General features: G+C 57.8%; 18 protein-coding genes. 7 read left to right on the forward strand and 11 right to left on the reverse strand.

What is annotated here, in order from left to right; translation table 11 throughout:
- Nucleotides 1-51 precede the first annotated feature (51 nt).
- Both hcp and ACTJJ1_RS02230 read right to left on the reverse strand, forming a co-directional pair.
- Nucleotides 52-1,701, reverse strand: a complete 1,650-nt coding sequence (gene hcp, locus ACTJJ1_RS02225; RefSeq protein WP_004942565.1) for a hydroxylamine reductase — start codon at nucleotides 1,699-1,701, stop codon at nucleotides 52-54.
- Between the two features lie 173 nt (nucleotides 1,702-1,874).
- Nucleotides 1,875-2,771: a lysine exporter LysO family protein gene (locus ACTJJ1_RS02230; RefSeq protein ID WP_004942566.1), complete on the reverse strand. Its 897-nt coding sequence runs from the start codon at nucleotides 2,769-2,771 to the stop codon at nucleotides 1,875-1,877.
- 192 nt (nucleotides 2,772-2,963) lie between these two features.
- Here ACTJJ1_RS02230 and ACTJJ1_RS02235 point away from each other — a divergent pair, with 192 nt between their 5' ends.
- Nucleotides 2,964-4,628: an ATP-dependent endonuclease gene (locus tag ACTJJ1_RS02235; RefSeq protein WP_004942574.1), complete on the forward strand. Its 1,665-nt coding sequence runs from the start codon at nucleotides 2,964-2,966 to the stop codon at nucleotides 4,626-4,628.
- A gap of 13 nt (nucleotides 4,629-4,641) precedes the next feature.
- On the opposite strand, the gene ACTJJ1_RS02240 is transcribed toward ACTJJ1_RS02235, so the two are convergent.
- Nucleotides 4,642-5,592 carry a VirK/YbjX family protein gene (locus ACTJJ1_RS02240; RefSeq protein ID WP_004942576.1) on the reverse strand — a complete coding sequence of 317 codons (951 nt, stop codon included), beginning with the start codon at nucleotides 5,590-5,592 and terminating at the stop codon, nucleotides 4,642-4,644.
- A gap of 476 nt (nucleotides 5,593-6,068) precedes the next feature.
- Between ACTJJ1_RS02240 and macA the strand changes: the two genes are divergently transcribed.
- Both macA and macB read left to right on the forward strand, forming a co-directional pair.
- Complete coding sequence (macA, locus tag ACTJJ1_RS02245; RefSeq protein WP_004942579.1) at nucleotides 6,069-7,181, forward strand: macrolide transporter subunit MacA; 1,113 nt, start codon at nucleotides 6,069-6,071, stop codon at nucleotides 7,179-7,181.
- Nucleotides 7,181-9,127 (forward strand): macrolide ABC transporter ATP-binding protein/permease MacB, encoded by a 1,947-nt coding sequence (macB, locus tag ACTJJ1_RS02250; protein ID WP_006324534.1) that lies wholly within the window; start codon nucleotides 7,181-7,183, stop codon nucleotides 9,125-9,127. The genes macA and macB overlap by 1 nt, the downstream gene beginning before the upstream one ends.
- Before the next feature lie 135 nt (nucleotides 9,128-9,262).
- On the opposite strand, the gene cspD is transcribed toward macB, so the two are convergent.
- The gene (gene cspD, locus ACTJJ1_RS02255; protein ID WP_004942590.1) at nucleotides 9,263-9,484 is read right to left on the reverse strand and encodes a cold shock-like protein CspD; all 222 of its coding nucleotides are present in this window, start codon (nucleotides 9,482-9,484) and stop codon (nucleotides 9,263-9,265) included.
- 357 nt (nucleotides 9,485-9,841) lie between these two features.
- Here cspD and clpS point away from each other — a divergent pair, with 357 nt between their 5' ends.
- Together clpS and clpA are read left to right on the forward strand one after the other, a co-directional pair.
- Nucleotides 9,842-10,162 carry an ATP-dependent Clp protease adapter ClpS gene (gene clpS, locus ACTJJ1_RS02260; RefSeq protein ID WP_004928347.1) on the forward strand — a complete coding sequence of 107 codons (321 nt, stop codon included), beginning with the start codon at nucleotides 9,842-9,844 and terminating at the stop codon, nucleotides 10,160-10,162.
- Nucleotides 10,163-10,189: 27 nt separating this feature from the next.
- Nucleotides 10,190-12,469, forward strand: coding sequence for an ATP-dependent Clp protease ATP-binding subunit ClpA (gene clpA, locus ACTJJ1_RS02265; RefSeq protein WP_004942592.1), 2,280 nt, complete (start codon nucleotides 10,190-10,192; stop codon nucleotides 12,467-12,469).
- A 214-nt stretch (nucleotides 12,470-12,683) separates the two neighbouring features.
- Here clpA and infA read toward each other — a convergent pair whose 3' ends face one another.
- The 7 genes from infA to trxB all read right to left on the reverse strand — a co-directional run bounded on the left by infA (nucleotide 12,684) and on the right by trxB (nucleotide 20,099).
- Nucleotides 12,684-12,902 carry a translation initiation factor IF-1 gene (gene infA, locus ACTJJ1_RS02270; RefSeq protein WP_002211347.1) on the reverse strand — a complete coding sequence of 73 codons (219 nt, stop codon included), beginning with the start codon at nucleotides 12,900-12,902 and terminating at the stop codon, nucleotides 12,684-12,686.
- Between the two features lie 106 nt (nucleotides 12,903-13,008).
- A complete protein-coding gene (aat, locus tag ACTJJ1_RS02275) occupies nucleotides 13,009-13,734 on the reverse strand; it encodes a leucyl/phenylalanyl-tRNA--protein transferase (protein WP_004942593.1) in 726 nt (241 codons plus the stop codon).
- Nucleotides 13,735-13,752: 18 nt separating this feature from the next.
- A complete protein-coding gene (cydC, locus tag ACTJJ1_RS02280) occupies nucleotides 13,753-15,501 on the reverse strand; it encodes a heme ABC transporter ATP-binding protein/permease CydC (RefSeq protein ID WP_440832241.1) in 1,749 nt (582 codons plus the stop codon).
- 2 nt (nucleotides 15,502-15,503) lie between these two features.
- A complete protein-coding gene (cydD, locus tag ACTJJ1_RS02285; protein WP_440832243.1) occupies nucleotides 15,504-17,270 on the reverse strand; it encodes a heme ABC transporter permease/ATP-binding protein CydD in 1,767 nt (588 codons plus the stop codon).
- A gap of 177 nt (nucleotides 17,271-17,447) precedes the next feature.
- On the reverse strand, nucleotides 17,448-18,065 hold the full coding sequence (gene gstA / locus ACTJJ1_RS02290) for a glutathione transferase GstA (protein WP_122289050.1): 618 nt from the start codon (nucleotides 18,063-18,065) through the stop codon (nucleotides 17,448-17,450).
- 96 nt (nucleotides 18,066-18,161) lie between these two features.
- On the reverse strand, nucleotides 18,162-19,049 hold the full coding sequence (locus tag ACTJJ1_RS02295) for a LysR family transcriptional regulator (RefSeq protein WP_440832246.1): 888 nt from the start codon (nucleotides 19,047-19,049) through the stop codon (nucleotides 18,162-18,164).
- Between the two features lie 78 nt (nucleotides 19,050-19,127).
- Nucleotides 19,128-20,099, reverse strand: coding sequence for a thioredoxin-disulfide reductase (trxB, locus tag ACTJJ1_RS02300; protein ID WP_004942608.1), 972 nt, complete (start codon nucleotides 20,097-20,099; stop codon nucleotides 19,128-19,130).
- 671 nt (nucleotides 20,100-20,770) lie between these two features.
- Between trxB and lrp the strand changes: the two genes are divergently transcribed.
- Complete coding sequence (gene lrp, locus ACTJJ1_RS02305) at nucleotides 20,771-21,265, forward strand: leucine-responsive transcriptional regulator Lrp (RefSeq protein ID WP_004928318.1); 495 nt, start codon at nucleotides 20,771-20,773, stop codon at nucleotides 21,263-21,265.
- A 120-nt stretch (nucleotides 21,266-21,385) separates the two neighbouring features.
- Nucleotides 21,386-24,973, forward strand: a complete 3,588-nt coding sequence (locus ACTJJ1_RS02310) for a DNA translocase FtsK 4TM domain-containing protein (RefSeq protein ID WP_440832248.1) — start codon at nucleotides 21,386-21,388, stop codon at nucleotides 24,971-24,973.
- Nucleotides 24,974-25,066: the final 93 nt, after the last annotated feature.

The raw sequence follows: 25,066 nt of genomic DNA on the forward strand, positions 1-25,066 counted from the left end.
ACCTCAAAGGCAAAGGGGCCGGCATAGGCGCGGCCCCGAAAAACAACGGCATCAACCGAGCAAGGCTTGCAGGTCCTGCTCAACGGTGGTGATCGGGCGCATGCCGAACTTGTCGTAGAGGATCGCCATCAGGTTGTCGGTCAGGAAGCCCGGTGCGGTCGGGCCGGTGACGATGTTTTTTACCCCCAGCGACAACAGTGTCAGCAAGATGACGATCGCCTTTTGCTCAAACCACGACAGCACCAGGCTGAGAGGCAATTCGTTGACCGTGCAGCCAAGCGTTTCGGAAAGTTTGACCGCCAGCATGATGGCAGAATAGGCGTCGTTGCACTGGCCGACATCCAGCAGGCGTGGCAGGCCTTCCAGCGTGCCGAAGTCCAGCTTGTTGAAGCGGTATTTGCCGCAGGCCAGCGTCATGATCAGGCAATCTTGCGGCACGCTGCGGGCGAAGTCGGTGAAATAACTGCGCTCATCGCGGCTGCCGTCACAACCGCCGACCAGGAACACGTGGCGCAGTTTCTTCTGAGCCACCAGATCGATCACCGTATCGGCGGCGTTGAGCAGCGTCTGGCGGCCAAAGCCGACGGTGATCATATGTTCGATCTCGGTATAAGGGAAACCGCTCATGCCTTGCGCCTGGGCGATCACGCGGGTGAAGTCATCCCCTTCCAGGTGGTTAACGCCCGGCCAGCCGACGATGCTGCGTGTCCAGATGCGATCGCCGTAGTTGCCGACGTCAGGATCGATAATGCAGTTGGAGGTCATCAGGATGGGGCCGGGGAATTTGGCGAACTCGATTTGCTGGTTCTGCCAGCCGCTACCGTAATTGCCGACCAGATGTTTGAATTTTTTCAGCTCGGGATAGCCGTGCGCCGGCAGCATTTCACCGTGGGTATAGACGTTAACGCCCTGGCCCTCGGTTTGCTCCAGCAGCATGCGCAGATCTTTCAGATCGTGACCGGAGATCAGAATCGCCTTGCCCGCTACCGGGCGCACATTTACGCCGCTGGGGATCGGATCGCCATAGGCCTGGGTTTCACCGTGATCGAGGATCGCCATCACGTTGAAGTTCATTTTGCCGATACCCATGGCGTTGTTCAGCAAGGTATCCACGTCGCGCGGCTGGGTGCCGAGCCAGGCCATAAAGGCATGGTAATCGGCATAGATTTGGTCGTCGAACTGGCCCAGTACGTGGGCGTGTTCCATATAGGCCGCCGCCCCTTTGAGGCCGTACAGGCACAGCATGCGCAGGCCGTGAATGTCATCGCCCACCTCGGCCTTGTCGGTGTTGAGGGCGAATTGCGCCGCCTGCTGCAACAGCGTCGGCATGTCGTCGCCGTCGAGTTGCAGACTCGCCAGTGGATGATCGACGTGTGCGCCGGCGTCCAGCAGCCGGCAGCGCGTGGCCAGCGCGTCGCGCAGGAGGAGGGTTTCCCGCGCGTAGCCGATAATGCGATCAGAGTCGAAGTTAACGTTGGTCAGAGTGGAGAAGAAGGCGCGCGGGGCAAAGCTGTCGATCTCGTGATCGATAATCCCGAGCGAGCGGGCCAGCAGAGCCCAGGCGGACAACCCTTGCAACGCCGCTACCAGCAGATCTTGCAGATCGGAGGTTTCCGCCGTTTTGCCGCACATGCCCTGAGCATAAGAGCAGCCGTTGCCTGCCGGGGTACGGATGGTTTGTTCACATTGCACACAGAACATAATCGCTTCCTTTTTTAAAGTTGCATTTATAATGCTTGTTTATGAGCATAGATCGGCAACCGGGGCTTAAAAAGGCTTTTGTGGTACTACTGTAGGCAAGTTTGATTTAGCGCAATTTTACCCTGCGGATGGGAATTATTACGCTTTATGGGGGGCATAGCCCCCGGAAGAAATCACGAGAACAGGGCGATCAGTACCGGCGCCAGCAGGCTCAGCAGGAACCCGTGCACGATTGCGGGCGGTACCATTTCCAACCCGCCGCTGCGCTGTAACACCGGCAGGGTAAAGTCCATCGAGGTGGCCCCGCACAGGCCCAGCGCCGAGGAACGGCTGCGGCGTACCAGGGTCGGGATCAGCATAATTGCCACCAATTCGCGCGCCAGATCGTTAAAGAAGGCCGCGCTGCCCAGTACCGGGCCATAAGCGTCGGTGATCAGAATACCGGAAAGCGAATACCAGCCGAAACCGGAAGCCATCGCCAGCCCGGCTTTGATCGGCAGCCCCAGCAGTTGTGCCGCCAGCGCGCCGCCGGCCAGTGCGCTGATCGTCACCACCACCGCCACTATCATGCCGCGCCGGTTAATCACGATTTGACGCAGCGTCATGCCGCTGTTGCGCAGTTGGATACCCACCAGCAGCAACAGGAAAATCAACGCGTATTCACTGCCCTTTCCGGCAAACTGCAGCCACTGCCACTGCGTCAGACCGAGCAGGAAACCGCCGAGCACCACGCCGCACAGTTTGAGCGATTCCAGCGCCATGTGCAGGCGCGAAGGCAACCGTTCTTGTTTATGGCTGTTGCGCCAGGGCATTTTGCGTTCCAGCAGCGTCAGCATCAGCAAGCTGGCAGCCAAGATACACAGGAAAAACACCGCGGCGTACTGGAATATCAGCAACAGGTTGCTGCTCAAATCTTCCAGGAATGCCAGGCTGATGCCCATAAAAAACAGGATCACGTAAACCATCCCGCTCAGCAGGCGGTTGATGGCCTGGAGTAACGTCCGGCTGCGTAAGGGGATGAGATAACCGGCAATCAGCGGTAACAGAATAATCAACAGTCCTGAATACATGGTGAAGCTTGCGTCCTTTGTTCTGGGGGCGGTGCGCGGATGACCGGCGAGGCCCACACGCTAACCAAAACGGTGACCGGAGTAAAGCGGCAGATTTGATGCAGTCTGCTTGACCTGCAAGGGGTTTTTTGACCATGCTCTGGAAAGGTCACCTTCATTGAGGACGGTGACGGCACGCACGGGAGGCGGCAGATGTTCTTAGAGCGAATCGAGATTGTAGGTTTCCGCGGCATTAATCGGCTGTCCCTGATGCTGGACGACAACACGCTGCTGCTCGGCGAAAACGCCTGGGGTAAATCCAGTCTGCTCGACGCGCTGACCCTGCTGCTGGCGCCGGAGCAACAGCTATACCGTTTTGAAGTGCACGACTTCCATTTTCCTCCCGGCGAAGAGGCGGCCAAAGACCGGCACTTGCAGGTGGTGTTTACCTTTTGCGAGAAAGACCTCGGGCACGCTCATCTCCCCCGTTATCGCCACCTGTCGCCGCTGTGGGTCAAGGGCGATGATAATCTGAACCGTATTTATTACCGTTGCGAAGGCGAACTGGCCGATGACGATACGGTGTGCACCTGGCGCAGTTTTTTGGACGCCGAGGGCAATGCGATGCAACTGCATCATATCGAACAGCTGGCGCACGCCATTATCCGTATTCACCCGGTATTGCGTTTGCGCGATGCGCGTTTTATTCGCCGCTTGCGGCCCAGCACGCTCAATGACGAGCACCCTGCGGATAATCAGGCGCTGGCTCAGCAGTTGGATCAATTGACGCGCGAACTGGTGCGCAATCCGCAAAAGCTGACCAATGGCGAGCTGCGTCAGGGGCTGGCGGCGATGCAGCAACTGCTGGAACACTACTTCGCTGAGCAGGGATCGCAGGTGGCGCGCCCGCGCAGCCACCGGTTGGATCAAGATCAGGACCAGCAGGCGTGGCGCTCGCTGGACAGCATCAACCGGATGGTCGCTGAACCGAACAGCCGCAGCATGCGGCTGATTTTGCTGGGCATGTTTTCTACGCTGCTGCAGGCCAAGGGCAACGTCAAGTTGGATCCGCACGCCCGTCCGTTGCTGTTGGTGGAGGACCCGGAAACCCGGTTGCACCCGATCATGCTGTCGGTGGCCTGGGGGTTGCTCAACCAGTTGCCGCTGCAGCGCATCACCACCACCAATTCCAGCGAACTGGTGTCTCTGGTTCCGGTGGAACACGTTTGCCGGCTGGTGCGCGAGTCGGGGCGGGTTGCCACTTATCGGCTTGGGCCACGCGGGCTGGGGCCGGAGGATGGGCGGCGGATTGCTTTTCATATTCGCTTTAACCGACCGTCATCGTTGTTTGCCCGCTGTTGGCTGCTAGTGGAAGGCGAGACGGAGGTTTGGCTGCTGAGTGAACTGGCGCGCCAGTGCGGCTATCACTTTGAAGCGGAAGGGGTACGGGTGATTGAATTCGCCCAGTGCGGCCTGAAGCCGTTGCTGAGGTTTGCTCGCCGCATGGGCATTGAATGGCATGCGCTGGTGGACGGCGACGAGGCCGGGAAGAAATACGCCAACACCGTGCGCAGTTTGCTGGATAACCACGGCGACAGCGAGCGTGATCGCCTGACTGCGCTGCCGGCGCCGGATATGGAACACTTTATGTTCCGCGAGGGCTTCAGCCCGGTTTATCACCGCGTAGCTTCTGTACCGATCAATGCTCAGATGCCGATACGCAAGGTGATCCTGAAGGCGGTGCATCACTCTTCGAAACCCGATTTGGCTATCGAAGTGGCGATGCAGGCCGGCGAGTGGGGCACCGATTCCGTGCCGCCATTGCTGAAGAAAATGTTCTCGCGGGTGATCTGGTTGGCGCGCGGCCGGGCGGATTAGGTGCTCGGCAGTCTTATCGGGTACTGAAATGTTCGGCCATTCCCTGTTCCAGTTCATCCAGCAATTGATAACGACGGCGGTATTCTGCCCGTTTCTTGCTGACCACCTCATCGATCGGTTTACGCGTGATGCGCTCCGGCAGCAGGAAGTAGCCGCTGTCGAGCATCTTGCCGCCCATTGAGCTCCAGAACTGATCGTAATCGGCGTGCAGTTGGGCTTTCTTTTTACTGTGATAACGCCAATTCTGATAAATATGGGTGGTATTGCCAACCGCCACTATTTGCCGGATGCCCAGATGATGAGCCAGCGTGCAGATGCCTTCCAGCACCAGCCGTTTCGGAAATAACCCGTGGCATTCCTTGGTGGCGTGCTGAATTTCCGCGTGCGGCACCTGGTTGTTGGCCCCCTGCAAGCCGCCGATGAACAGCGTCGGCTGTTGCTGATAGTGCATCAGCGCAAAGGTGATTTCCGCCAGCATAATGCCGTTGGCGTTACGCAGCAGCAGGGTGGCTTCCCCTTCTTTGTTCAAATTATCGATGGCCGACAGCTCCAGCGAAACCGATTCGCCGCTTTTGCCGCTGGCGGTGGCCAGCACAAAGGGTTTCTTCAGATGACCGATACGCATTTTCAGCGGCATGCGCTGCGCGCTGAGAGCGTAATGATCGCGCAGGGCGAACAGACACTCGATCTTGTTCATGTTCGCCGCCAGGTAGGGGCGATGCAGCTTGCAGGGCAGATTGGGCTGCGCGCTCAGAATTTCATCCCGCAGAGGATTGGACGCCAGCGTGTTCAGCAGGGCGCTGGTAGTGCGCCAGCAAAACAGCGATCGGCCGATAAACTTCAGGCGGAATGAGGTTTTTTTCCAGGCATTACTCGGCGCCATATCGCCATTAATCAGTGCCGTCATCAGTTGCCAACCGTTAAGCGGGCGTGCAGATACGAGTGGATAGCTGAGCTGAGACATGATGAAATCCTTGGCAGTGTCGAATAGCGCTATTTCAGCAAGCTTTCGCTAAACGGGAGTTCAATGCTTAACTGTAACCAAGGATGTCTCCACATTGTGTTGAGCTAAGGTTTAGTTACACCCTATTGCTGTACACGGCACTTTTGCTCCGTTTCCGCCTGAAATTACCTTCTTGCGAAAAGCAGCCTCGCGCCAAAACGAGCGGCCAGATTGCTTTTCCCAAACCATTCTCTGCTGCAACGTTTATCGGACGTTAAGTAGCGGGAGAGGCCGAGGATAGTTTCATCTATTGCTGCCAGTTTCCCTCATGGTTTGCTCTTAATTCTGACTTAATGCGCACATAGCCCGTGAAGGTTATAATCCCGTTCAACTTACTATGGGCATGATGAATAACGGATTTACACCGGATGAGATGCCGGGTAAACCGTCTGGGTTATTTGAAGTAAGTGATAAAAAACAAAAGGAAGATGGCATCAATGATGTTTAAAGGACATAAGCGACGCTGGGGCATCGCACTGATCGTCGTGGCGGCGATCGCCGCGCTGGCGATCTGGCATTTCAGCCGCCCGGCGCCAACCCAGTTTAAAACGGTGAAGGTGGCCAAGCGCGACCTGCAGCAAAATGTGCTGGCGACCGGCCAGCTTGACGCGGTGCGCAAGGTTGACGTTGGTGCGCAGGTCAGCGGGCAGTTGGAAAGTCTGTATGTTGAGATCGGCGATAAGGTGAAAAAAGGCCAGTTGCTTGGCGTGATCGACCCGCAGCAGGCACAAAACAGTATCCGCGAGGGTGAGGCGACGCTACGTGAACTGCACGCTCAACTGCAACAGGCCCAGGCCGAACAACAACTGGCGGCGGTGACGCTGCAGCGCAATCAGGCACTGGCGAAGTTGCAAGCGGTATCGCGCCAGGATCTGGATCAGGCGGCGACGCAACTGGCGGTGAAGAAGGCGCAGGTCGGTACCATCAATGCGCAGATTGCCCGCAATCAGGCCAGCCTGGACACCGCTAAAATCAATCTGGCATTTACCCGTATTGAAGCGCCGATGGACGGCGATGTGGTGCAGATCACCACGCTGCAAGGCCAGACGGTAATCGCCGCGCAGCAGGCACCGAACATTCTGACGTTGGCGGATCTCAGCACCATGCTGGTGAAAGCGCAGGTCTCGGAAGCGGATGTTATCAGCCTAAAACCGGGTCAGAAGGCCTGGTTTACCGTGTTGGGCGATCCTAACCGGCGTTTTGACGGCGTGCTGAAAGACATTCAGCCGACGCCGGAAAAGGTTAACAACGCCATCTTTTACTATGCGCGTTTCGAAGTGCCGAACCCCGAAGGCCTGCTGCGTCTGCAGATGACGGCGCAGGTGCATATTCAACTGGCGGGCGTCAGCCAGGCGCAGGTCATTCCTCTGGCGGCGCTGGGCGACCAAATCGCCGATAACCGTTACCACGTTGCGGTATTGAAACAGGGCAAGGAAGAGAAACGCGAGGTGACCATAGGTCTGCGTAATAATATTGACGTACAAATTACGAGCGGCTTGAGCATCGGGGATGAAGTTATTGTCAGCCGCGGCGGCTCGGAGGCCAACTGATGGCGGCGCTGTTACAACTGAGCGGCATCCGCCGCAGCTATCAGTCGGGCGATCAGACGGTGGACGTGTTGAAAGGCGTGAGCCTGAGCATCGACGCCGGTGAAATGGTGGCAATCATGGGCGCCTCCGGTTCTGGCAAGTCTACGCTGATGAACATTCTCGGCTGTCTGGACAAGCCCAGCGCCGGCGTATACCGGGTGGCAGGCCAGGATGTGGCGACGCTGGATGGCGATGCCTTGGCCCGGCTACGGCGCGAGCATTTTGGTTTTATCTTCCAGCGCTACCATTTGCTGCCTCATCTGAGTGCGGCGCATAACGTCGAAGTGCCGGCGGTCTACGCCGGGCTGGGCAAGGCAGCGCGGCGGGAACGGGCGGTAGCGCTGCTGCAGCGCCTTGGGCTGAGTGAACGCGTCAGCTACCGGCCGAGCCAGCTTTCCGGCGGTCAGCAGCAGCGCGTCAGTATCGCCCGCGCGCTGATGAACGGCGGCCAGGTGATCCTGGCAGATGAGCCGACCGGCGCCCTCGACAGCCATTCCGGTGAAGAGGTGATGACAATCCTCAAGCAACTGTGCGAGCAGGGGCATACGGTGATCATCGTTACTCACGATCCGGCTGTCGCTCGGCAGGCTGAGCGGATCATTGAAATCCGCGACGGCGAGATCATTGCCGATTCACGCCCGGCACAGCAGGGCAATCCGAATGCCAAACCGCTGGAACTGGCCGCGCCGGCACCGTCGTGGCAGCAGATGGCCGGCCGCTTCCGCGAGGCGCTGGTGATGGCGTGGCGGGCGATGGCGGCGAATAAAATGCGCACTGCGCTCACCATGTTGGGCATTATTATCGGCATCGCTTCGGTGGTCTCGATCCTGGTGATCGGCGACGCCGCCAAGCAGATGGTGTTGGCGGATATCAAATCCATCGGCACCAATACGGTGGATATTTACCCCGGCAAGGACTTTGGCGACGACGATCCCACCTTTCGTCAGTCGTTGAAATATGATGATCTTGATGCGTTGCGCGAGCAGCCTTATATCAGCGCACTGTCACCGACTATCGCCAGCAGCATGCGATTGCGGTTGGGCAACGTCGATGTGGCGGCCAATGTGACCGGGGTCAGCGAGCAGTTTTTCCGCGTCTACGGCATGACCTTCACCCAAGGGGCCGGTATTGATCCGTTCCAGGTGCAGTCGCAGGCGCAAACGGTGGTTATCGACGCCAACACCCAGCGCCGGCTGTTCCCGCATCAGAAGAACGTGGTGGGTGAGGTGATGTTGGTGGGTAACATGCCGGCAACGGTGGTCGGGGTGGCGAAGGAGAAACAGTCGATGTTCGGCAGCAGCAAGACGCTGAACGTTTGGGTTCCCTACAGCACCATGGCCAACCGGCTGATGGGCAACGCCTATTTTGATTCGATCACCGTGCGTATCCGTGACGATTACAATAGCCAGGAAGCGGAGCAGCAATTGACGCGTTTGCTGACGCTGCGTCATGGCAAGAAAGACTTCTTCACCTATAACATGGACAGCCTGGTGCAGACCGCAGAGAAAACCACGCGCACGCTGCAGCTGTTCCTGACGCTGGTGGCGGTGATTTCATTGGTGGTCGGCGGGATCGGCGTGATGAATATCATGCTGGTGTCGGTGACGGAGCGTACGCGCGAGATTGGCATCCGTATGGCGGTGGGCGCCCGTTCCGGCGACGTATTGCAGCAGTTCCTGATTGAAGCGGTGCTGGTGTGCCTGGTTGGCGGTGCCCTGGGGATTACGCTGTCCTTCGCCATCGGGTTGCTGGTGCAACTGGTGCTGCCAGGTTGGCAGATTAACTTCCCGCCGGCGGCGTTGTTGAGCGCGTTTTTGTGCTCTACCGGTATCGGCGTGGTGTTCGGTTATCTGCCTGCACGCAGTGCTGCCCGGCTTAACCCGATCGATGCACTGGCGCGCGAGTAATAGCCTCTCTCCGTGGTATTTGACGCTGCGGCGTGATTAGCGGCAACTCGACATTATAGCGTATAATAAAAAATGCCAGTCACACGGCGGCTGGCATTTTTAGCGGGTTGCTTTAGGCTGGCTCTGCATCAGCGTTTAGGCCAGTGCCTCGCTTTCCAGCGGCACAATAAGACTCGCATGGTTCCCTTTCGGCCCTTGGTGCACGTCAAAACTGACCTGTTGGCCGGCTTTTAGTGTCCTGTACCCATCCATTTTAATCGTTGAATAATGGGCGAATATGTCTTCGCCGCCGCCTTCAGGACAGATAAACCCAAACCCCTTGGCGTTGTTGAACCATTTAACAGTACCCGTCTCCATGCTTTTACATCCCTCGCAACGCTATTTTAGGTGAGATGAATAACTGAATTCGCACCCGCCAAAGGCAGGTAGCAGATGAGCACGGGGCGGTTAAAAGACCACCAGCTCACGAATTTACACTCTAGAGCAAATGATCATCACGTCAAGGGATCGGCTTTTGTCCGCAGGAAGCAGTTCATCAAAGTTTGAAGCAGTTAACGCTATTGACATTGTTTGGTAACAATTTGTCAGAGATTTTTGCGCACGTTCCAGTACGGCGAGATGATGACGAAGATGATAAAATAGTAGTGATACCCCACTTTGAATAACCGGAACCTGTCCCCATATCAGAGGACAGAGCAGAGAAGATGAGCAGCAATGGGCAATAACAACGATTGGCTGAATTTTGAACACTTGGCCGAAGAAAAACAAATCGATGCGGTAAAACCGCCGTCTATGTATAAAGTTATACTTAACAACGACGATTACACACCGATGGAATTTGTGATTGACGTTCTGCAAAAGTTCTTTTCTTATGATATTGAACGTGCAACGCAACTGATGCTCACGGTCCACTATCAAGGCAAGGCGATCTGCGGTGTTTTTACCGCCGAGGTGGCGGAAACCAAGGTCGTACACGTGAACCGTTATGCAAGGGAGAACGAGCATCCGTTGCTCTGTACGCTGGAAAAAGCCTAGATTTTGGCAACTATTGGGGAGGTGCTTATGCTCAATCAAGAACTGGAACTCAGTCTCAACATGGCTTTCGCCAGAGCGCGTGAGCACAGACACGAGTTTATGACCGTGGAGCACCTGTTGCTGGCGTTACTCAGCAACCCTGCCGCGCGAGAGGCGCTTGAGGCATGTACGGTAGACCTGGCCGCACTGCGCCAGGAACTGGAAGCCTTTATCGAACAAACCACGCCGACGTTGCCTGCCAGCGAAGAAGAGCGCGACACTCAGCCGACGCTAAGCTTCCAGCGCGTGCTGCAGCGTGCCGTATTCCATGTGCAGTCTTCCGGCCGCAGCGAAGTCAGCGGCGCCAACGTGCTGGTGGCGATTTTCAGCGAGCAGGAGTCGCAGGCGGCTTATCTGCTGCGCAAACACGACGTCAGCCGTCTTGACGTAGTGAATTTCATTTCACATGGCACACGTAAAGACGAGCCGGGCCAAGCGCCAAATGCGGAAAACCCGGTGAACGAAGAGCAGTCCGGAGGGGAAGACCGTATGGAAAACTTCACCACCAACCTCAACCAGTTGGCCCGTGTGGGCGGTATCGATCCCCTGATTGGCCGCGACCCAGAGCTGGAGCGCGCTATTCAGGTGCTGTGCCGCCGCCGTAAAAACAACCCGCTTCTGGTCGGCGAGTCCGGTGTGGGTAAAACCGCCATTGCCGAAGGGTTGGCCTGGCGCATCGTGCAGGGCGACGTCCCGGAAGTGATGGCGGATTGCACGCTGTATTCCCTGGACATCGGTTCGCTGCTGGCAGGCACCAAATACCGCGGCGACTTCGAGAAACGCTTCAAGGCGTTGCTGAAACAGCTGGAGCAGGACAAGAGCAGTATCCTGTTTATCGATGAGATCCACACCATCATCGGTGCCGGTGCGGCTTCCGGTGGGCAGGTGGATGCGGCCAACCTGATCAAACCGCTGCTCTCCAGCGGCAAGATCCGGGTGATTGGCTCCACCACTTATCAGGAATTCAGCAACATTTTCGAAAAAGACCGTGCGCTGGCCCGTCGCTTCCAGAAAATCGACATTACCGAGCCGACGCCGGAAGAGACCATTCAGATCATCAACGGTCTGAAAACCAAGTACGAAGCGCACCATGACGTGCGTTATACCGCCAAGGCGGTGCGTGCGGCGGTTGAGCTGTCGGTGAAGTACATCAATGACCGTCACCTGCCGGACAAGGCTATCGACGTGATCGACGAGGCGGGCGCTCGTAGCCGGCTGATGCCGATCAGCAAGCGAAAGAAAACCGTCAACGTTGCGGACATTGAGTCTGTGGTTGCGCGTATTGCGCGTATCCCGGAAAAAACCGTGTCGGCAAGCGATCGCGATGTGCTGAGAAACCTGGGCGACCGTTTGAAAATGCTGGTGTTTGGCCAGGATCAGGCGATCGAAGCGCTGACAGAAGCGATCAAAATGAGCCGTGCGGGTCTGGGCCACGATCGCAAGCCTGTCGGTTCCTTCCTGTTTGCCGGGCCAACCGGCGTCGGGAAAACCGAGGTGACGGTGCAGTTGGCGAAGGCGATGGATATCGAACTGCTGCGTTTTGACATGTCCGAGTATATGGAACGTCATACCGTCAGCCGCTTGATTGGCGCGCCTCCAGGCTACGTCGGTTACGATCAGGGTGGGCTGCTGACCGATGCGGTGCTCAAACATCCGCACTCGGTGGTGTTGCTGGATGAAATCGAGAAGGCGCATCCGGATGTGTTCAACCTGCTGTTGCAGGTTATGGACAACGGCACCCTGACCGATAACAACGGTCGCAAGGCGGACTTCCGCAACGTGATCCTGGTGATGACCACCAACGCCGGGGTTCGTGAAACAGAACGCAAATCGATCGGCCTGGTGCAGCAGGACAACAGCACCGATGCGATGGAAGAGATCAAAAAAGTGTTCACGCCGGAGTTCCGTAACCGTCTGGACAACATTCTTTGGTTCAACCATCTGTCGACCACGGTGATCCAGCAGGTTGTCGATAAGTTTATTGTCGAACTGCAGGCACAGTTGGATGCGAAGGGTGTGTCGCTGGAAGTGAGCGACGAAGCGCGTGACTGGCTGTCGGTGAAAGGCTACGACCGTGCGATGGGCGCTCGTCCGATGGCGCGTGTGATGCAGGAAAACCTGAAGAAACCGTTGGCCAACGAACTGCTGTTCGGTTCACTGGTGGACGGCGGCTCGGTGAAGGTCGAACTGGACAAAGACAACCAGAAACTGACTTACCACTTCCTCAGCGCTCAGAAACGCAAAGCGGATGAAGGTGCGGTGCACTAAAGGCCGGTCAGTCCAGATAATGAAAAAGCGATGCTTCGGCATCGCTTTTTTTATGGGTGAAAGTATTTCATCACCACTACAAAAATGAGCGAGCCCTCTCGGTTTACCTGCGCTCTTGCAACTCGATGTTGAACGTTGCTACGGGGGTAAACGGAAAGGGCTCCGGAGGGGTTACATCCTCGGTGCCGCCATCGGCTGGCGACGAGTGAGCCGATTAACGGCTACGGAAGACAATGCGGCCTTTGCTCAGGTCGTACGGGGTCAGCTCTACAGTGACTTTGTCGCCCGTCAGGATGCGGATGTAGTTCTTACGCATTTTACCGGAGATATGTGCGGTTACTACGTGCCCGTTTTCCAATTCAACGCGGAACATAGTGTTCGGCAGCGTATCAAGAACGGTGCCCTGCATTTCAATATTGTCTTCTTTGGCCATCGAATCCTCTAGGTCTAACTACCTTAGTTTTTAACCGGCAAGATAATGCCGAAAAACCCACATTATGTAAAGACGTGTCGGTGAACATTGCACCGTTTCCGCAAAATTAGTTTGTTGGGGAGGGTGGTTCAGCCTGCTGTGGGGGTAACACTTGCGCTGCCCAGCATTCCGGTGCTAACGGCTTGCGCTGGAGGTTGCTGAGCTGTTGTAAAAATTGGCGGCGGGGGATTTCTCTCGCTCCCAGCGTGGCAGTGTGAGCGTTAAGCACCTGACAGTCAATCAATTCTCCGCCATAAGCGGCAAAATGCCGACAAAAAGCCAATAGCGCGCACTTGGAGGCGTTGGTGGTGCGACTAAACATCGATTCGCCGCAGAACAGTGCGCCCTGCGCCACGCCGTACATGCCGCCTACCAGCTCTTTATCCTGCCATACCTCGACTGAATGGGCGAAACCGAGGCGGTGCAGATGCAGATAGGCGCGCTGCACCTCCGGGCCGATCCAGGTGCCTTCATGCGGCCGAACGGCGCAAGCGGCTATTACCGCGGCAAAGTCGTGGTTCAGCGTAATGCGAAAGGGATTGCCGCTCAGAAAGCGTTTCAGGCTGCGGCTGATATGGTATTGCGCCGGGAACAACACGGCACGTGGGTCAGGCGACCACCACAGAATGGGCTCCCCCGGCGAAAACCAGGGGAAGATACCGCGCTCATAGGCGGCCAGCAAACGCGGCGCCGTCAGGTCGCCGCCAATGGCCAGCAGGCCGTTAGGATCGCGCAGTGCGCCCTCTGGCGAGGGAAACGCGAGTGACTGCGGTGACAGCTTAACAATACGCATAAAAGGTCTCAGCGCCCTCTACAGGCCATTTTCAAGCGGTATCCCACTGATGCGCTGGCGGAAACGGGCATAACGCCCTTGCCGGCGCATCAGGGTAAGGTGGTCGCCCTGTTCGACAATCCGACCGCCGTCCATCACGCAGATGCGGTCAAGATGCTCGAGCCCATACAGGCGGTGAGTCACCAGAATCAGCGTTTTACCCTGGCAGTGCCGGCGCAACAGCGCCAGGATCTGCTGTTCGGTTTCGGCGTCCAGGCCCTCGGTCGGTTCGTCGAGCAACAGCAGAGGCGCCTGATGCAACAACGCGCGGGCAATACCCAGGCGACGTTGTTCACCGCCGGAAAGCTGGCGGCCGCCATCCCCAAGCCAGGCGTTTAGCCCTTCGTTATCCAACAACTTTTCCAGCCCGACCTGGCACAGCACGTCGCGTAACTGTTCGTCGGCCGCCGTCGGGGCGGCGATGCGCAGGTTTTCCCGCAGCGTGTTGCTGAAAATATGCACCCGCTGGCTGACGACGGTGGTCATCTGGCGCAGCGTAGTTTCATCATAGGCGCTGAGCGGCTGGCCGTTGAGCAGCATGCTGCCGCTATCGGCGTTCCAGGCGCGGGTTAACAACTGCAACAGGGTAGATTTGCCGCAGCCGGTTCGGCCGAGCAGTGCAATGTGTTCCCCGGCGGCAATCTCCAGCGTGACGTCTTGCAACACCGGCAGAGGTTGGCCGGGATAGCTAAAGGTGAGCTGTTGCAGGCTTAACGCAGCGCCGTTCTCGGCCGCCGGGCCACTGGCCGGGAAAGTGACTTCCGGCTGCCGATCGATAACCTGTTTTACCCTTGTGGCGGAAGCGATGACCTGGCCGAGATGCTGGAAGGCTCCGGCGACCGGCATCAGCGCTTCAAACGAGGCCAGCGCGGCAAACACGAACAGCGCAATCAGCGCGCCGGGTTGGGGATCGCCACCTATGCCGCCGGCGGTGAGCCACAGCAACAGCGTTACCGTCAGGCCGCTGGCCAGGATCATCACCCCCTGCGCGATCCCCCCCAGCGAAGCCTGTTGCCATTGGCGGCGCTGCCAGTGCCGTTCGGTGGCATCCAGACTGGCGCGGAAATCATTGACTGCGCCGAACACCACCAGTTCGGCCTGGCCCTGCAGCCAGGCGGTCAGATCGGTGCGGTACTGGCCGCGCAGGGCGGTCAGCTGGCCGCCAATCGGTTTGCCGGCGCGGTAGAATACCGGTGGTACCAACAGCAGCAGCAGCAACAAAATACCGCCCAGCGTCAGGGCCAGCGAGCTGTCCAGCCAACTGAGGCCGTAGGTGACCACGATGATCACCACCGCGGCGCTGACTAACGGCGAGATCACCCGCAGATACAGATGGTCCAGCGTATCGACGTCCGCCACCAGCCGGTTAAGCAGATCGGCCTGCCGGAAACGGGCAATGCCGCCCGGTGACAGCGGCAGGATCTTTTTAAAGGTAAATACCCGCAGATGAGAAAGAACGCGGAAGGTGGCGTCGTGACTGACCACGCGCTCTGCGTAACGCCCGGCGGTGCGGAAGATCGCTGCGCCACGCACGCCGGCAGCCGGCAACATGTAGTTGAAGGTAAACAGGCCCGCCAGGCCGGCGAGAGCCGATGCGGCGAGGAACCAGCCGGAAAGCGCCAACAGGCCGATACTGGCCAGCAGCGTGACGATGGCCAGCAGGATGCCCAGGCAGATCAGCAGGCTGTGACGACGGTATAGCGCCAGGAACGGCAGCAAAACGCGCATGATTATAGCTCCCCGCTGCGGTGTGCGATCAGATTGGCGAACAACCCAGGTTGGGCGCTCAGCGTGGCGTAATCGCCTTGCTGCACGATCCGCCCGCCGTCCATAACCCAGATCTGGTCGTAATCTTCGGTATCTTCCAACTGGTGTGTGACCAGCAGGGTGGCTTGCTGATGCGAGGCTGCGTTGAGCGCCTGCATGACTCGTCGCTCGCTGTGAGCGTCGAGGCTGGCTGCAGGCTCATCCAGCAACAGCAAGCGGCGTGGGCTGATGAGCGCCCGGGCGACTGCCACGCGTTGCGCCTGGCCGACGGACAGACGTGCGGCGCTATCGCCGACCTCAGTGTCCAGACCCAGTGGCAAATGCGGCAAGATCTCGCTGACGTAAGCCTGCTCCACCGCCTGTTGCAATTGAGCTTCACTCGCTTGCGGGTGGCCCAGCAGAATATTTTCCCGTAGCGTTTGCGCCGGCAGGTGCGGGTTTTGTCCCACCCAGCCGAGCTGCCGACGCCAGCCTTCTGCCGCCAGCTCACGCAGCTCGGTGCCGTTGACCGTCAGTGAACCGCGATAGGGCAGGAAGCCGAGCAGCAGATTCAGCAGGGAGCTTTTGCCGGCGCCGCTCAGCCCGACCAGAGCAATGCGCTGGTGTGCGGACAGGGTGAAACTCAGAGGGCCGGCCAGCAGCACGCCGTTTGGCGACAGAATTTCCAGATCCTGCGCTTTTAACTCCAGCGGTGCATCGGTATTCAGCTCCTGCGTGCCAGTGCCCCTTTGCTCGCCTTCGGCGCCGAGGAAAGTTTCCAACGCTTCTGCGGCGCCCACGGCCTGCGCTTTGGCATGATAGAAAGCGCCCAGATCGCGCAGCGGCTGGAAGAACTCCGGAGCCAGAATCAGCACCAGGAAGCCGGCAAACAGCGTAACGCCGGTGCCGTAGCTGCCGAAATTCAGCTCGCCAAGGAAGGAGAAGCCAAAATAGACCGCCACCACGGCGATGGAGATGGAGGCAAAGAACTCCAGCACCGCCGATGACAGGAACGCCAGCCGCAGCACTTCCATGGTGCGGCTGCGGAAATCCTCGGACGACTTGGCGATCTGCGCGGTTTCCGCCTCAGCCCGGTTAAACAGACGCAGCGTATCCAACCCGCGCAGGCGATCGAGGAAATTGCCGCTCAGCCGCGCCAGCGCCACAAAGTTGCGTCGGTTGGCATCGGCGGCGCCCATGCCGACCAGCGCCATAAACAGCGGGATCAGCGGGGCGGTCGTCAACAGAATCAGACCGGCGGCCCAGTTGATCGGAAATACGGTTATCAGGATCAGCAACGGGATAAACACCGCCAGATACATCTGCGGCAGATAGCGGGAGTAATAATCCTGCATGTCTTCGATCTGCTCAACGATGATGCTGGCCCAACTGCCCGCCGGTTTCCCCTGGATCCAGGCGGGGCCGAGCTGCTGAAGTTTGTCCAGCACCTGCCGACGCATACGCTGGCGGATCACCTGGCCGCAGATAAAACCAACGCGTTCACGCAGCCAGCTCAACAACGCACGCAGCGCGAAAGTGGCGGCCAACCAGATAAACGAGGGGATCAACTGTTCGCGCGGGGCGTGTTCGATAATCAGGGCGTGGAGCAGGGCGGCCAACAGCCATGCCTGCACGACAATCAGAATGCCGCTTATCAGCCCCAACAGCATGGAAAGGCGCAGCCAACGCTGCGCCAACGTGCTCTGAGTTTTGAGCCAACGGGTTAACTGTTGCTGTCTGGTTTTTTTCATCAGATATGAGTCTGCGTCGCCGGTGCCTGTTGTTACAAGCAAGGTTAACGTACTGTTAAAAAAAGTGTTTGCCTCAACCTGAAGCGAACAAGCGAAGGCTAATGTTACCTCTTCACCCGGCAGACTGAAAATAATAAAGCGGTCAAATATCCCTATAACAGACTCTGGTCGCGAGGGTTATTCCACCTCACGGCTGGCCGCTTCCGCCGCCAGGGCGGCTTGCACCGATTTACGCTGACCGATCTGCGCCATATACCGGGTTAACGTAGGCCAGTTTTTTAACTCGATGGAAAAAGGGGCCATCCAACGCAGTACGGTAAACAGATAGGCATCCGCCACGCTAAAGCGGTCCCCCAACAGGAAATCCTGCCCATCCAGCGCCTGAGCGACATAATCGAGACGGCGGCGCAGTTTGTCGCGGAACAGTGTTTTGACCTCTTCCTGCAGGGTTGCATTGAATAGCGGGCTGGCTCCGGCGTGGATCTCGGCGGTGATGAAATTCAGCCATTCCTGCAAGCGCACCCGCTCGAAGGTATGGCTGGGAGGGGCCAGTGCGGCGTCAGGGCGCAGATCCGCCAGATATTGCACGATGGCGGCGCCTTCGGTAATCACCCGGCCGTCTTCCAGCATCAGGGCGGCGACGTAACCCTTGGGATTGATCTGATAAAAATCACCGCCGTCGGCGCTGCGTTTGCTGCGGTTATTCACCCGGATAAGTTCAAACGGCAATTCCAGCTCTCGCAGGACGATATGCGGGGATAGCGAACAGGCGTCGGGCGCAAAATAGAGTTTCATGAGAATTCCTGAGGCAAAAAGCGATATCGCTTGACCGACAGCATGGCGCCGGTGGGGCCTGCAGAAAAATTAGAATGTCAGAAACCCGTCATCAGTTCAGCTACTGACGGGCTGCGGCAGATGATCTCGCAGGTAATCCAGCAGGGTTTGTACCGGTGCAGAGCCCGCGCCAGCGAACGAACAGACTAGGCCAAAACAACGGTAGAGCGGGACGCTCAACGGCAGAGCGCAAATGCCGGCGGCGTCGGTCGGTATCACCGATGCAGGCATCAACGAAACGCCGACGCCTTCGCGCACCAGCGTCAGTGCAGTGCTCCAGTCGCTGACGGTCACACGTATGTCAGCCAGCGCAATACCGGCCTGCTGTGCCAACCGTTGCGCGTTGAGGCTGCAGCCGCCGGTAGCCAGCACAAAGGGCAGCCCGGCCAGCGCTTTAAAATCCACCGGTTGCCGGCCCCTGGCCAGCGGGTGGCCGCTGGCGGTAACCGCAAGCCACAGATCTTGTCCCAGAGGATAGCCTTGTCTTTCTTCCTTTGGGTTCAGCACCACGCCGACGTCGACGGTTTCCAGTGCCAGCCAGTTCTCCACTTCTTGATCGGTGCCTTCCAACTGAATCAGCTCAATGGCGGGGTAGAGGCGGCGAAATTTACGCAATAGCGGCGGAAGCAAGAGGGCAAATGCCGAGGGAAAGCTGGCCAGCCGAATTTTGCCCGAGTGCGCACTTTTCGCCTGCAGCGCGTAGTTTTGGATCGCATCGAGTTCGGCGAGCATGGCGCGGGCGTGGAGGACAATTCGCTCACCGCTTTGTGTCAGAGTCACTGAATGTGGCAGGCGGACAAACAACTGCGTGCTTAGGGCGCTTTCCAATTGAGCGATAGCCTGGCTGGCGCCGGACTGGGTCATGCCGCACTGGTTTGCCGCCAGCGTAATTTTGCCGCTGTCGGCCACGGCGACCAGCAAGCGCCAGTGGAGAAGGTTCTGCATCCTATGCCCATCCGCTCATCGTTAAGGTACAAAAAAAGCGGCTGAAGCAGCCGCTTTTCAGGATAACAGAACGTGCCGTTACAGCACTTCTGCGCCAGCGATGCCGTCCAGGTAACGCTCAGCGTCCAGCGCTGCCATACAGCCGGTGCCGGCGGAAGTGATCGCCTGACGGTAGATATGGTCCATCACGTCACCCGCAGCGAATACGCCAGGAATGGTGGTCTGGGTGGCGTTGCCGTGAATACCGGACTGAACCTTGATATAGCCGTTTTCCAACTCCAGTTGGCCACCGAAGATGCTGGTGTTCGGGCTGTGTCCGATGGCGATAAATACGCCGGCCAGCGCCAGTTCCTGCGTTGCATTATCCGCTTTGGTACTGCGAATGCGCACGCCGGTAACGCCCATCTGATCGCCCAGCACTTCATCCAGCGTATGGTCGGTATGCAGCACGATATTGCCGTTTTTCACTTTCTCCATCAGCCGGTCGATCAGGATCTTCTCTGAGCGGAAGCTGTCGCGGCGGTGGATCAGATGAACTTCAGCGGCGATGTTGGACAAATACAACGCTTCTTCCACGGCGGTATTGCCGCCGCCGACTACCGCGACTTTCTGATTGCGGTAGAAGAAACCGTCACAGGTCGCGCAGGCGGAAACGCCTTTGCCCTTGAAGGCGTCTTCGGAAGGCAGGCCCAGGTAACGGGCAGATGCGCCGGTGGCGATGATCAAAGCATCGCAAGTGTATTCGCCACTGTCGCCGAACAGGCGGAACGGACGGTTCTGCAGATCGACGCTGTTGATGTGATCGAACACGATCTCGGTCTGGAATTTTTCTGCGTGCTCGCGCATGCGCTCCATCAGCGCCGGGCCGGTCAAGCCTTCGGCATCGCCAGGCCAGTTTTCCACTTCGGTGGTGGTGGTCAGCTGGCCACCTTGTTCCATACCGGTAATCAGTACCGGGCTCAGGTTTGCGCGCGCAGCGTAAACCGCGGCGGTGTAGCCGGCCGGGCCGGAACCCAGGATCAGTAATTTGCTATGTTTAGCCGTGCCCATGAATACCCTCTTTTCCCACAATGCGGACAATGAAACCGATTGTAGGGAAAATGCAGCATTAAAAAAAGCGTCAGCGGATGTTGTTAACGATTTGTTTGATAGCCGTGACCTATTAATTATTGTTTTACCACCAAAACGAGCGTAAAACGCAGCAATTTAACTTATGGAAGCCACTTGCCGGCGTTATGCGCTCGTTCTGCCTGAGACACCACATTTACCGGGTTTCAGCCGTTTTGCTCTGCGGGGTTTAAGCCAGCGATTCATAACTAAAAATGGGGTGCTGACTTTTCATGACGACAGGTTCTTCTGATTTTGCTTCTTTTACTTTGACAATCCGCTGCGCATTTGCGAAAACATCATAGGAAGAAGAAATTATCCCCCTACCTACAGTAAATCGTACGTATTTGCGGCGGCGGTGCAGGATTTTGCGCCATTGTCGAAGCGGAGAGCGGCAGGTGAGGGGAACATCGCGTCAGCGAATGGCAATTTCCTTCTTGAGATGAACGTCATTTGAATCCGTTGTGCAGGGTTGACAGACAGGTTGCACAACGATGAATGATGGTAGTGAAGCATATGACAGGCATCGGGTCTTCGCTTGGAACAAGCCCTTACACATTGACGTTGGCTAGGGTGTGGCAAGTGCAGGGAAGAAAATAAGAGAGACAATAATAATGGCAGACAATAAGAAACGCCCGGGTAAAGATCTCGACCGTATCGACCGCAATATCCTGAATGAGCTGCAGAAGGATGGGCGTATCTCGAACGTTGAGCTTTCGAAGCGCGTGGGGTTATCCCCAACCCCATGTTTAGAACGTGTGCGCCGCCTCGAGCGCCAGGGTTTTATTCATGGCTATACCGCTTTGCTCAACCCGCATTATCTGGATGCATCTCTGCTGGTTTTCGTGGAAATCACGCTGAACCGCGGCGCGCCGGATGTGTTTGAGCAATTTAACTCAGCAGTTCAAAAGCTTGAAGAAATTCAGGAGTGTCATCTGGTGTCCGGTGATTTCGACTATCTGTTGAAAACCCGCGTGCCGGATATGTCGGCTTACCGTAAGTTGCTCGGTGAAACCTTGCTGCGTCTGCCGGGGGTTAACGACACCCGTACGTACGTGGTCATGGAAGAAGTCAAACAGAGTAACCGTCTGGTTATCAAAACACGGTAAGGTGCAGGTGCAAAACCTGATTAAATTGGTTACACTCCTGTTTATTCATACAGTTTCGGCGCCGGGGAAGCTTCTCGGCGCTGTTGCTATGTCAGCTAACAGGAACCTGGAGAGCCTTTCTTGAGCCAGGAATATACAGAAGATAAAGAAGTTACCCTGAAAAAACTCAGCAGTGGCCGCCGTTTGCTTGAAGCTGTGTTGATTGTGGTAGCCATTTTTGCCGTTTACCTCATGGCTGCCTTGGTCAGTTTCAATCCGTCTGACCCAAGTTGGTCGCAGACCGCGTGGCATGAGCCGATTCATAACCTGGGCGGTGGCGTCGGAGCCTGGTTGGCCGACACGCTGTTCTTCACCTTCGGGGTACTTGCTTACGCAATACCGCCGATCATGCTGGTTTTGTGCTGGGCGGCTTACCGTCAGCGCGACAGCGGCGATTACATCGACTATTTTGCGCTTTCACTGCGCCTTATCGGCACGCTGGCGCTGGTGCTCACCTCGTGTGGCCTGGCGGCACTGAATGTCGACGATCTCTATTACTTCGCTTCCGGCGGCGTTATCGGCAGCTTGCTGAGCAACGCCATGCTGCCGTGGTTCAACGGCATTGGCGCAACGCTGGCATTATTGTGCGTGTGGGCCGCAGGGCTCACGCTTTTCACCGGCTGGTCCTGGTTGGTGATCGCCGAGAGAATCGGCGGTGTGGTGCTGGGTACGGCCACTTTCATGACCAACCGCTCACGCCGTGAGGAGCGTTATCACGACGATGACGATCGCTACGTCGACGACGAGCCGGAGCAGGCAGGGAAGGGGGCCGCAGTTGCTGTAGCCGCCTCTGCGGCTGCAGCCAATGCGGCGGAAGCGGAAGATGACGTACTGTTTTCTGCACCTTCGGTAACGGATGCTGCCAACGCCGCGGCAGACGAGGCTGACGATCCGCTGCTCAACGGCTTGCGGGCTAACGACGATGCCGATGTGGCACCTGTCGCGCCAGTGGCTGTCAGCACGCCGGTAACGCCTGATCCCGCGCCGATAGCGGCCCCGGTGACGGCGCCTGCGGTAACGGCAGCGCCAACGGCTCCGGCCTCGGTGAACCAGCATCCGATGAGTGCTGCAGTGGAGAACGCCGCGCCACCGCTGTATTCGTTTGAAATCCCTGAAGAGACGCCAGCGCCGAAAATGACGCGCCCGGCCGATCCTTACCGGGACGATGATGAACCGCGTTTGGGCAATTGGGACGCACCGGCCGTATCTCAGCCGCACGATCGCTCCCCGTTTGATTTCTCTGCGGCTCAGCGCGACAGCGTTGACGTTGGCAGATCCACCGGCTTCAGTGCCGGCGAGCCTGAGGTTACGCCATTTGGCAGCATGAAACCGCAGGCAGAAGCCGCAGCGGCGGCCGTTGTCGCCAATACCTTTATGCCTGCCTTTACGGCTACCAGCGACGGTAACTCGCAGGTGAAACAGGGCATTGGCCCTGAGTTGCCGCGGCCGAATCCGGTGCGTATTCCTACCCGGCGCGAGCTGGCGTCTTACGGTATCAAGCTGCCTTCGCAGCGTGTAGCCGAGCAGGAACAGCGTCCCCGCGATGATCAACCGCTGCAAGCTGCGGAAAGCCATCAGCAAGATGAAGAAGCCTTGCAGGAAGCGGCGCTGCGCCAGGCGTTTGCCGAACAGCAAAGCCAGCGTTACGGTGAGGAATATCCGCAAGATAATCAAGATGATGAGCAAGCCCTGCAGGAAGCGGCGTTGCGTCAGGCGTTTGCCGAGCAACAGCAGGCACGCTATGGCCAGCAGGAACCTGTGCAATCGGCGCCGATCGCCAATCCGGTAGATACCCGCAACGCGTTCAGCTTCTCGCCGATGGATGATTTGGTCGACGATAGCCCGAGCGAACCCCTGTTCACTCTGTCGCCGCAGCTTGAAGAACGTATCGAGCAGCAAAGCGAACGTGAAGACGATGTCCCCTTTGGCCAGTTTGAGCCTGCTGCACCGGCTTATTCGTCGCCGTCTCAGTCTCCGGCGCCGCAGCCATACCAGCCTGCTCAACCTGCTTATCAGCAGCCTGCTTACCAGCAGGCACCACAGCAGCAACCGGTACAGCAGCAGCCGCCAGCTTATCAGCAACCTGTGGCGCAACCGGCTCCGGCTGCACCGCAGCAGCCGGCGATGGACAGCCTGATTCACCCGTTCCTGATGCGCAACGATATGCCGCTGCAAAAACCGACCACGCCGTTGCCGACGCTGGATCTGCTGACCGAAGCCCCGAAAGAGGTGGAGCCGGTGGACTCTTTCGCGTTGGAGCAGAAGGCGCGTTTGGTGGAAGCGAGTTTGGCCGACTATCGGGTGAAAGCCGACGTAGTGGATATTTTACCTGGCCCGGTTATTACCCGCTTTGAGCTGGATTTGGCGCCGGGGGTCAAGGCTGCGCGTATTTCCAACCTGTCACGCGATCTGGCGCGTTCCCTGTCAACTTCCGCCGTGCGTGTGGTAGAGGTCATTCCCGGCAAGCCTTATGTCGGATTGGAGCTGCCTAACGTTAAACGTCAGACGGTTTATCTGCGCGAAGTGCTGGATTGCCCAGCGTTCCGCGACAATCCGTCGCCGCTGGCGATCGTCCTGGGGAAAGACATTTCCGGTGAGCCGGTGGTGGCCGATTTGGCGAAAATGCCACATCTGCTGGTGGCCGGTACTACGGGCTCCGGTAAGTCGGTTGGGGTCAATGCCATGATCCTGAGCATCTTGTATAAGGCCACGCCGAAAGAAGTGCGCTTTATCATGATTGACCCGAAAATGCTGGAGCTGTCGGTTTATGAAGGCATTCCGCACCTGTTGACGGACGTTGTGACCGATATGAAAGACGCCGCTAACGCCCTGCGTTGGTGTGTTGCGGAGATGGAGCGTCGCTACAAGCTGATGTCTGCACTCGGCGTGCGTAACCTGGCCGGTTATAACGAACGCGTTGATCAGGCTGAAGCGATGGGGCGCCCGATCCCGGATCCTTTCTGGAAGCCGACTGACAGTATGGACATTACGCCGCCGGTGCTGGAGAAAGAGCCTTACATCGTGGTGATGGTGGACGAATTCGCCGACCTGATCATGACGGTGGGCAAGAAGGTTGAGGAACTGATCGCTCGTTTGGCACAGAAAGCGCGTGCTGCGGGGATCCACCTGGTGCTGGCGACCCAACGGCCGTCGGTGGATGTGATCACCGGCCTGATCAAGGCCAACATCCCAACCCGTATCGCCTTTACCGTATCCAGCAAGATTGACTCGCGCACTATCCTCGATCAGGGCGGTGCGGAATCTCTGCTGGGGATGGGTGACATGCTGTATCTGGCGCCTAACTCCTCCATTCCTGTACGTGTGCATGGTGCATTTGTGCGCGATCAGGAAGTGCATGCGGTGGTCAAGGATTGGAAAGCGCGTGAGCGGCCTCAATATAAAGAGGGTATCCTCAGCGCCGGTGACGACGGTGAGGGTGGCGCTGGCGGCGGCCTGGAAGGTGACGAAGAGCTGGATCCGTTGTTTGACCAGGCGGTGGAGTTTGTGGTGGATAAACGCCGCGCTTCTATCTCCGGCGTGCAGCGTCAGTTCCGCATCGGCTATAACCGCGCTGCGCGCATCATCGAACAGATGGAAGCGCAGGGCATCGTCAGCGAGCAGGGGCATAACGGCAACCGCGAGGTGCTGGCACCGCCACGGCATGACTGATGAAGCTTTAATCGTTGTTATTCAATAATAAAGGGCCGCTTAGCGGCCCTTGTGCAAAGAAGCGTAAACCCGTCTGCTTCTCGGAACATTGGC

It is taken from the genome of Serratia sp. 22264 (assembly GCF_052045345.1).
Taxonomy (GTDB): domain Bacteria; phylum Pseudomonadota; class Gammaproteobacteria; order Enterobacterales; family Enterobacteriaceae; genus Serratia; species Serratia plymuthica.

Bases quoted from the DNA above. Each gene is read 5' to 3' on its own strand.
- hcp (WP_004942565.1), bottom strand. From the start codon at position 1,701: ATGTTCTGTGTGCAATGTGAACAAACCATCCGTACCCCGGCAGGCAAC.
- ACTJJ1_RS02230 (WP_004942566.1), bottom strand. From the start codon at position 2,771: ATGTATTCAGGACTGTTGATTATTCTGTTACCGCTGATTGCCGGTTAT.
- ACTJJ1_RS02235 (WP_004942574.1), top strand. From the start codon at position 2,964: ATGTTCTTAGAGCGAATCGAGATTGTAGGTTTCCGCGGCATTAATCGG.
- ACTJJ1_RS02240 (WP_004942576.1), bottom strand. From the start codon at position 5,592: ATGTCTCAGCTCAGCTATCCACTCGTATCTGCACGCCCGCTTAACGGT.
- macA (WP_004942579.1), top strand. From the start codon at position 6,069: ATGATGTTTAAAGGACATAAGCGACGCTGGGGCATCGCACTGATCGTC.
- macB (WP_006324534.1), top strand. From the start codon at position 7,181: ATGGCGGCGCTGTTACAACTGAGCGGCATCCGCCGCAGCTATCAGTCG.
- cspD (WP_004942590.1), bottom strand. From the start codon at position 9,484: ATGGAGACGGGTACTGTTAAATGGTTCAACAACGCCAAGGGGTTTGGG.
- clpS (WP_004928347.1), top strand. From the start codon at position 9,842: ATGGGCAATAACAACGATTGGCTGAATTTTGAACACTTGGCCGAAGAA.
- clpA (WP_004942592.1), top strand. From the start codon at position 10,190: ATGCTCAATCAAGAACTGGAACTCAGTCTCAACATGGCTTTCGCCAGA.
- infA (WP_002211347.1), bottom strand. From the start codon at position 12,902: ATGGCCAAAGAAGACAATATTGAAATGCAGGGCACCGTTCTTGATACG.
- aat (WP_004942593.1), bottom strand. From the start codon at position 13,734: ATGCGTATTGTTAAGCTGTCACCGCAGTCACTCGCGTTTCCCTCGCCA.
- cydC (WP_440832241.1), bottom strand. From the start codon at position 15,501: ATGCGCGTTTTGCTGCCGTTCCTGGCGCTATACCGTCGTCACAGCCTG.
- cydD (WP_440832243.1), bottom strand. From the start codon at position 17,270: ATGAAAAAAACCAGACAGCAACAGTTAACCCGTTGGCTCAAAACTCAG.
- gstA (WP_122289050.1), bottom strand. From the start codon at position 18,065: ATGAAACTCTATTTTGCGCCCGACGCCTGTTCGCTATCCCCGCATATC.
- ACTJJ1_RS02295 (WP_440832246.1), bottom strand. From the start codon at position 19,049: ATGCAGAACCTTCTCCACTGGCGCTTGCTGGTCGCCGTGGCCGACAGC.
- trxB (WP_004942608.1), bottom strand. From the start codon at position 20,099: ATGGGCACGGCTAAACATAGCAAATTACTGATCCTGGGTTCCGGCCCG.
- lrp (WP_004928318.1), top strand. From the start codon at position 20,771: ATGGCAGACAATAAGAAACGCCCGGGTAAAGATCTCGACCGTATCGAC.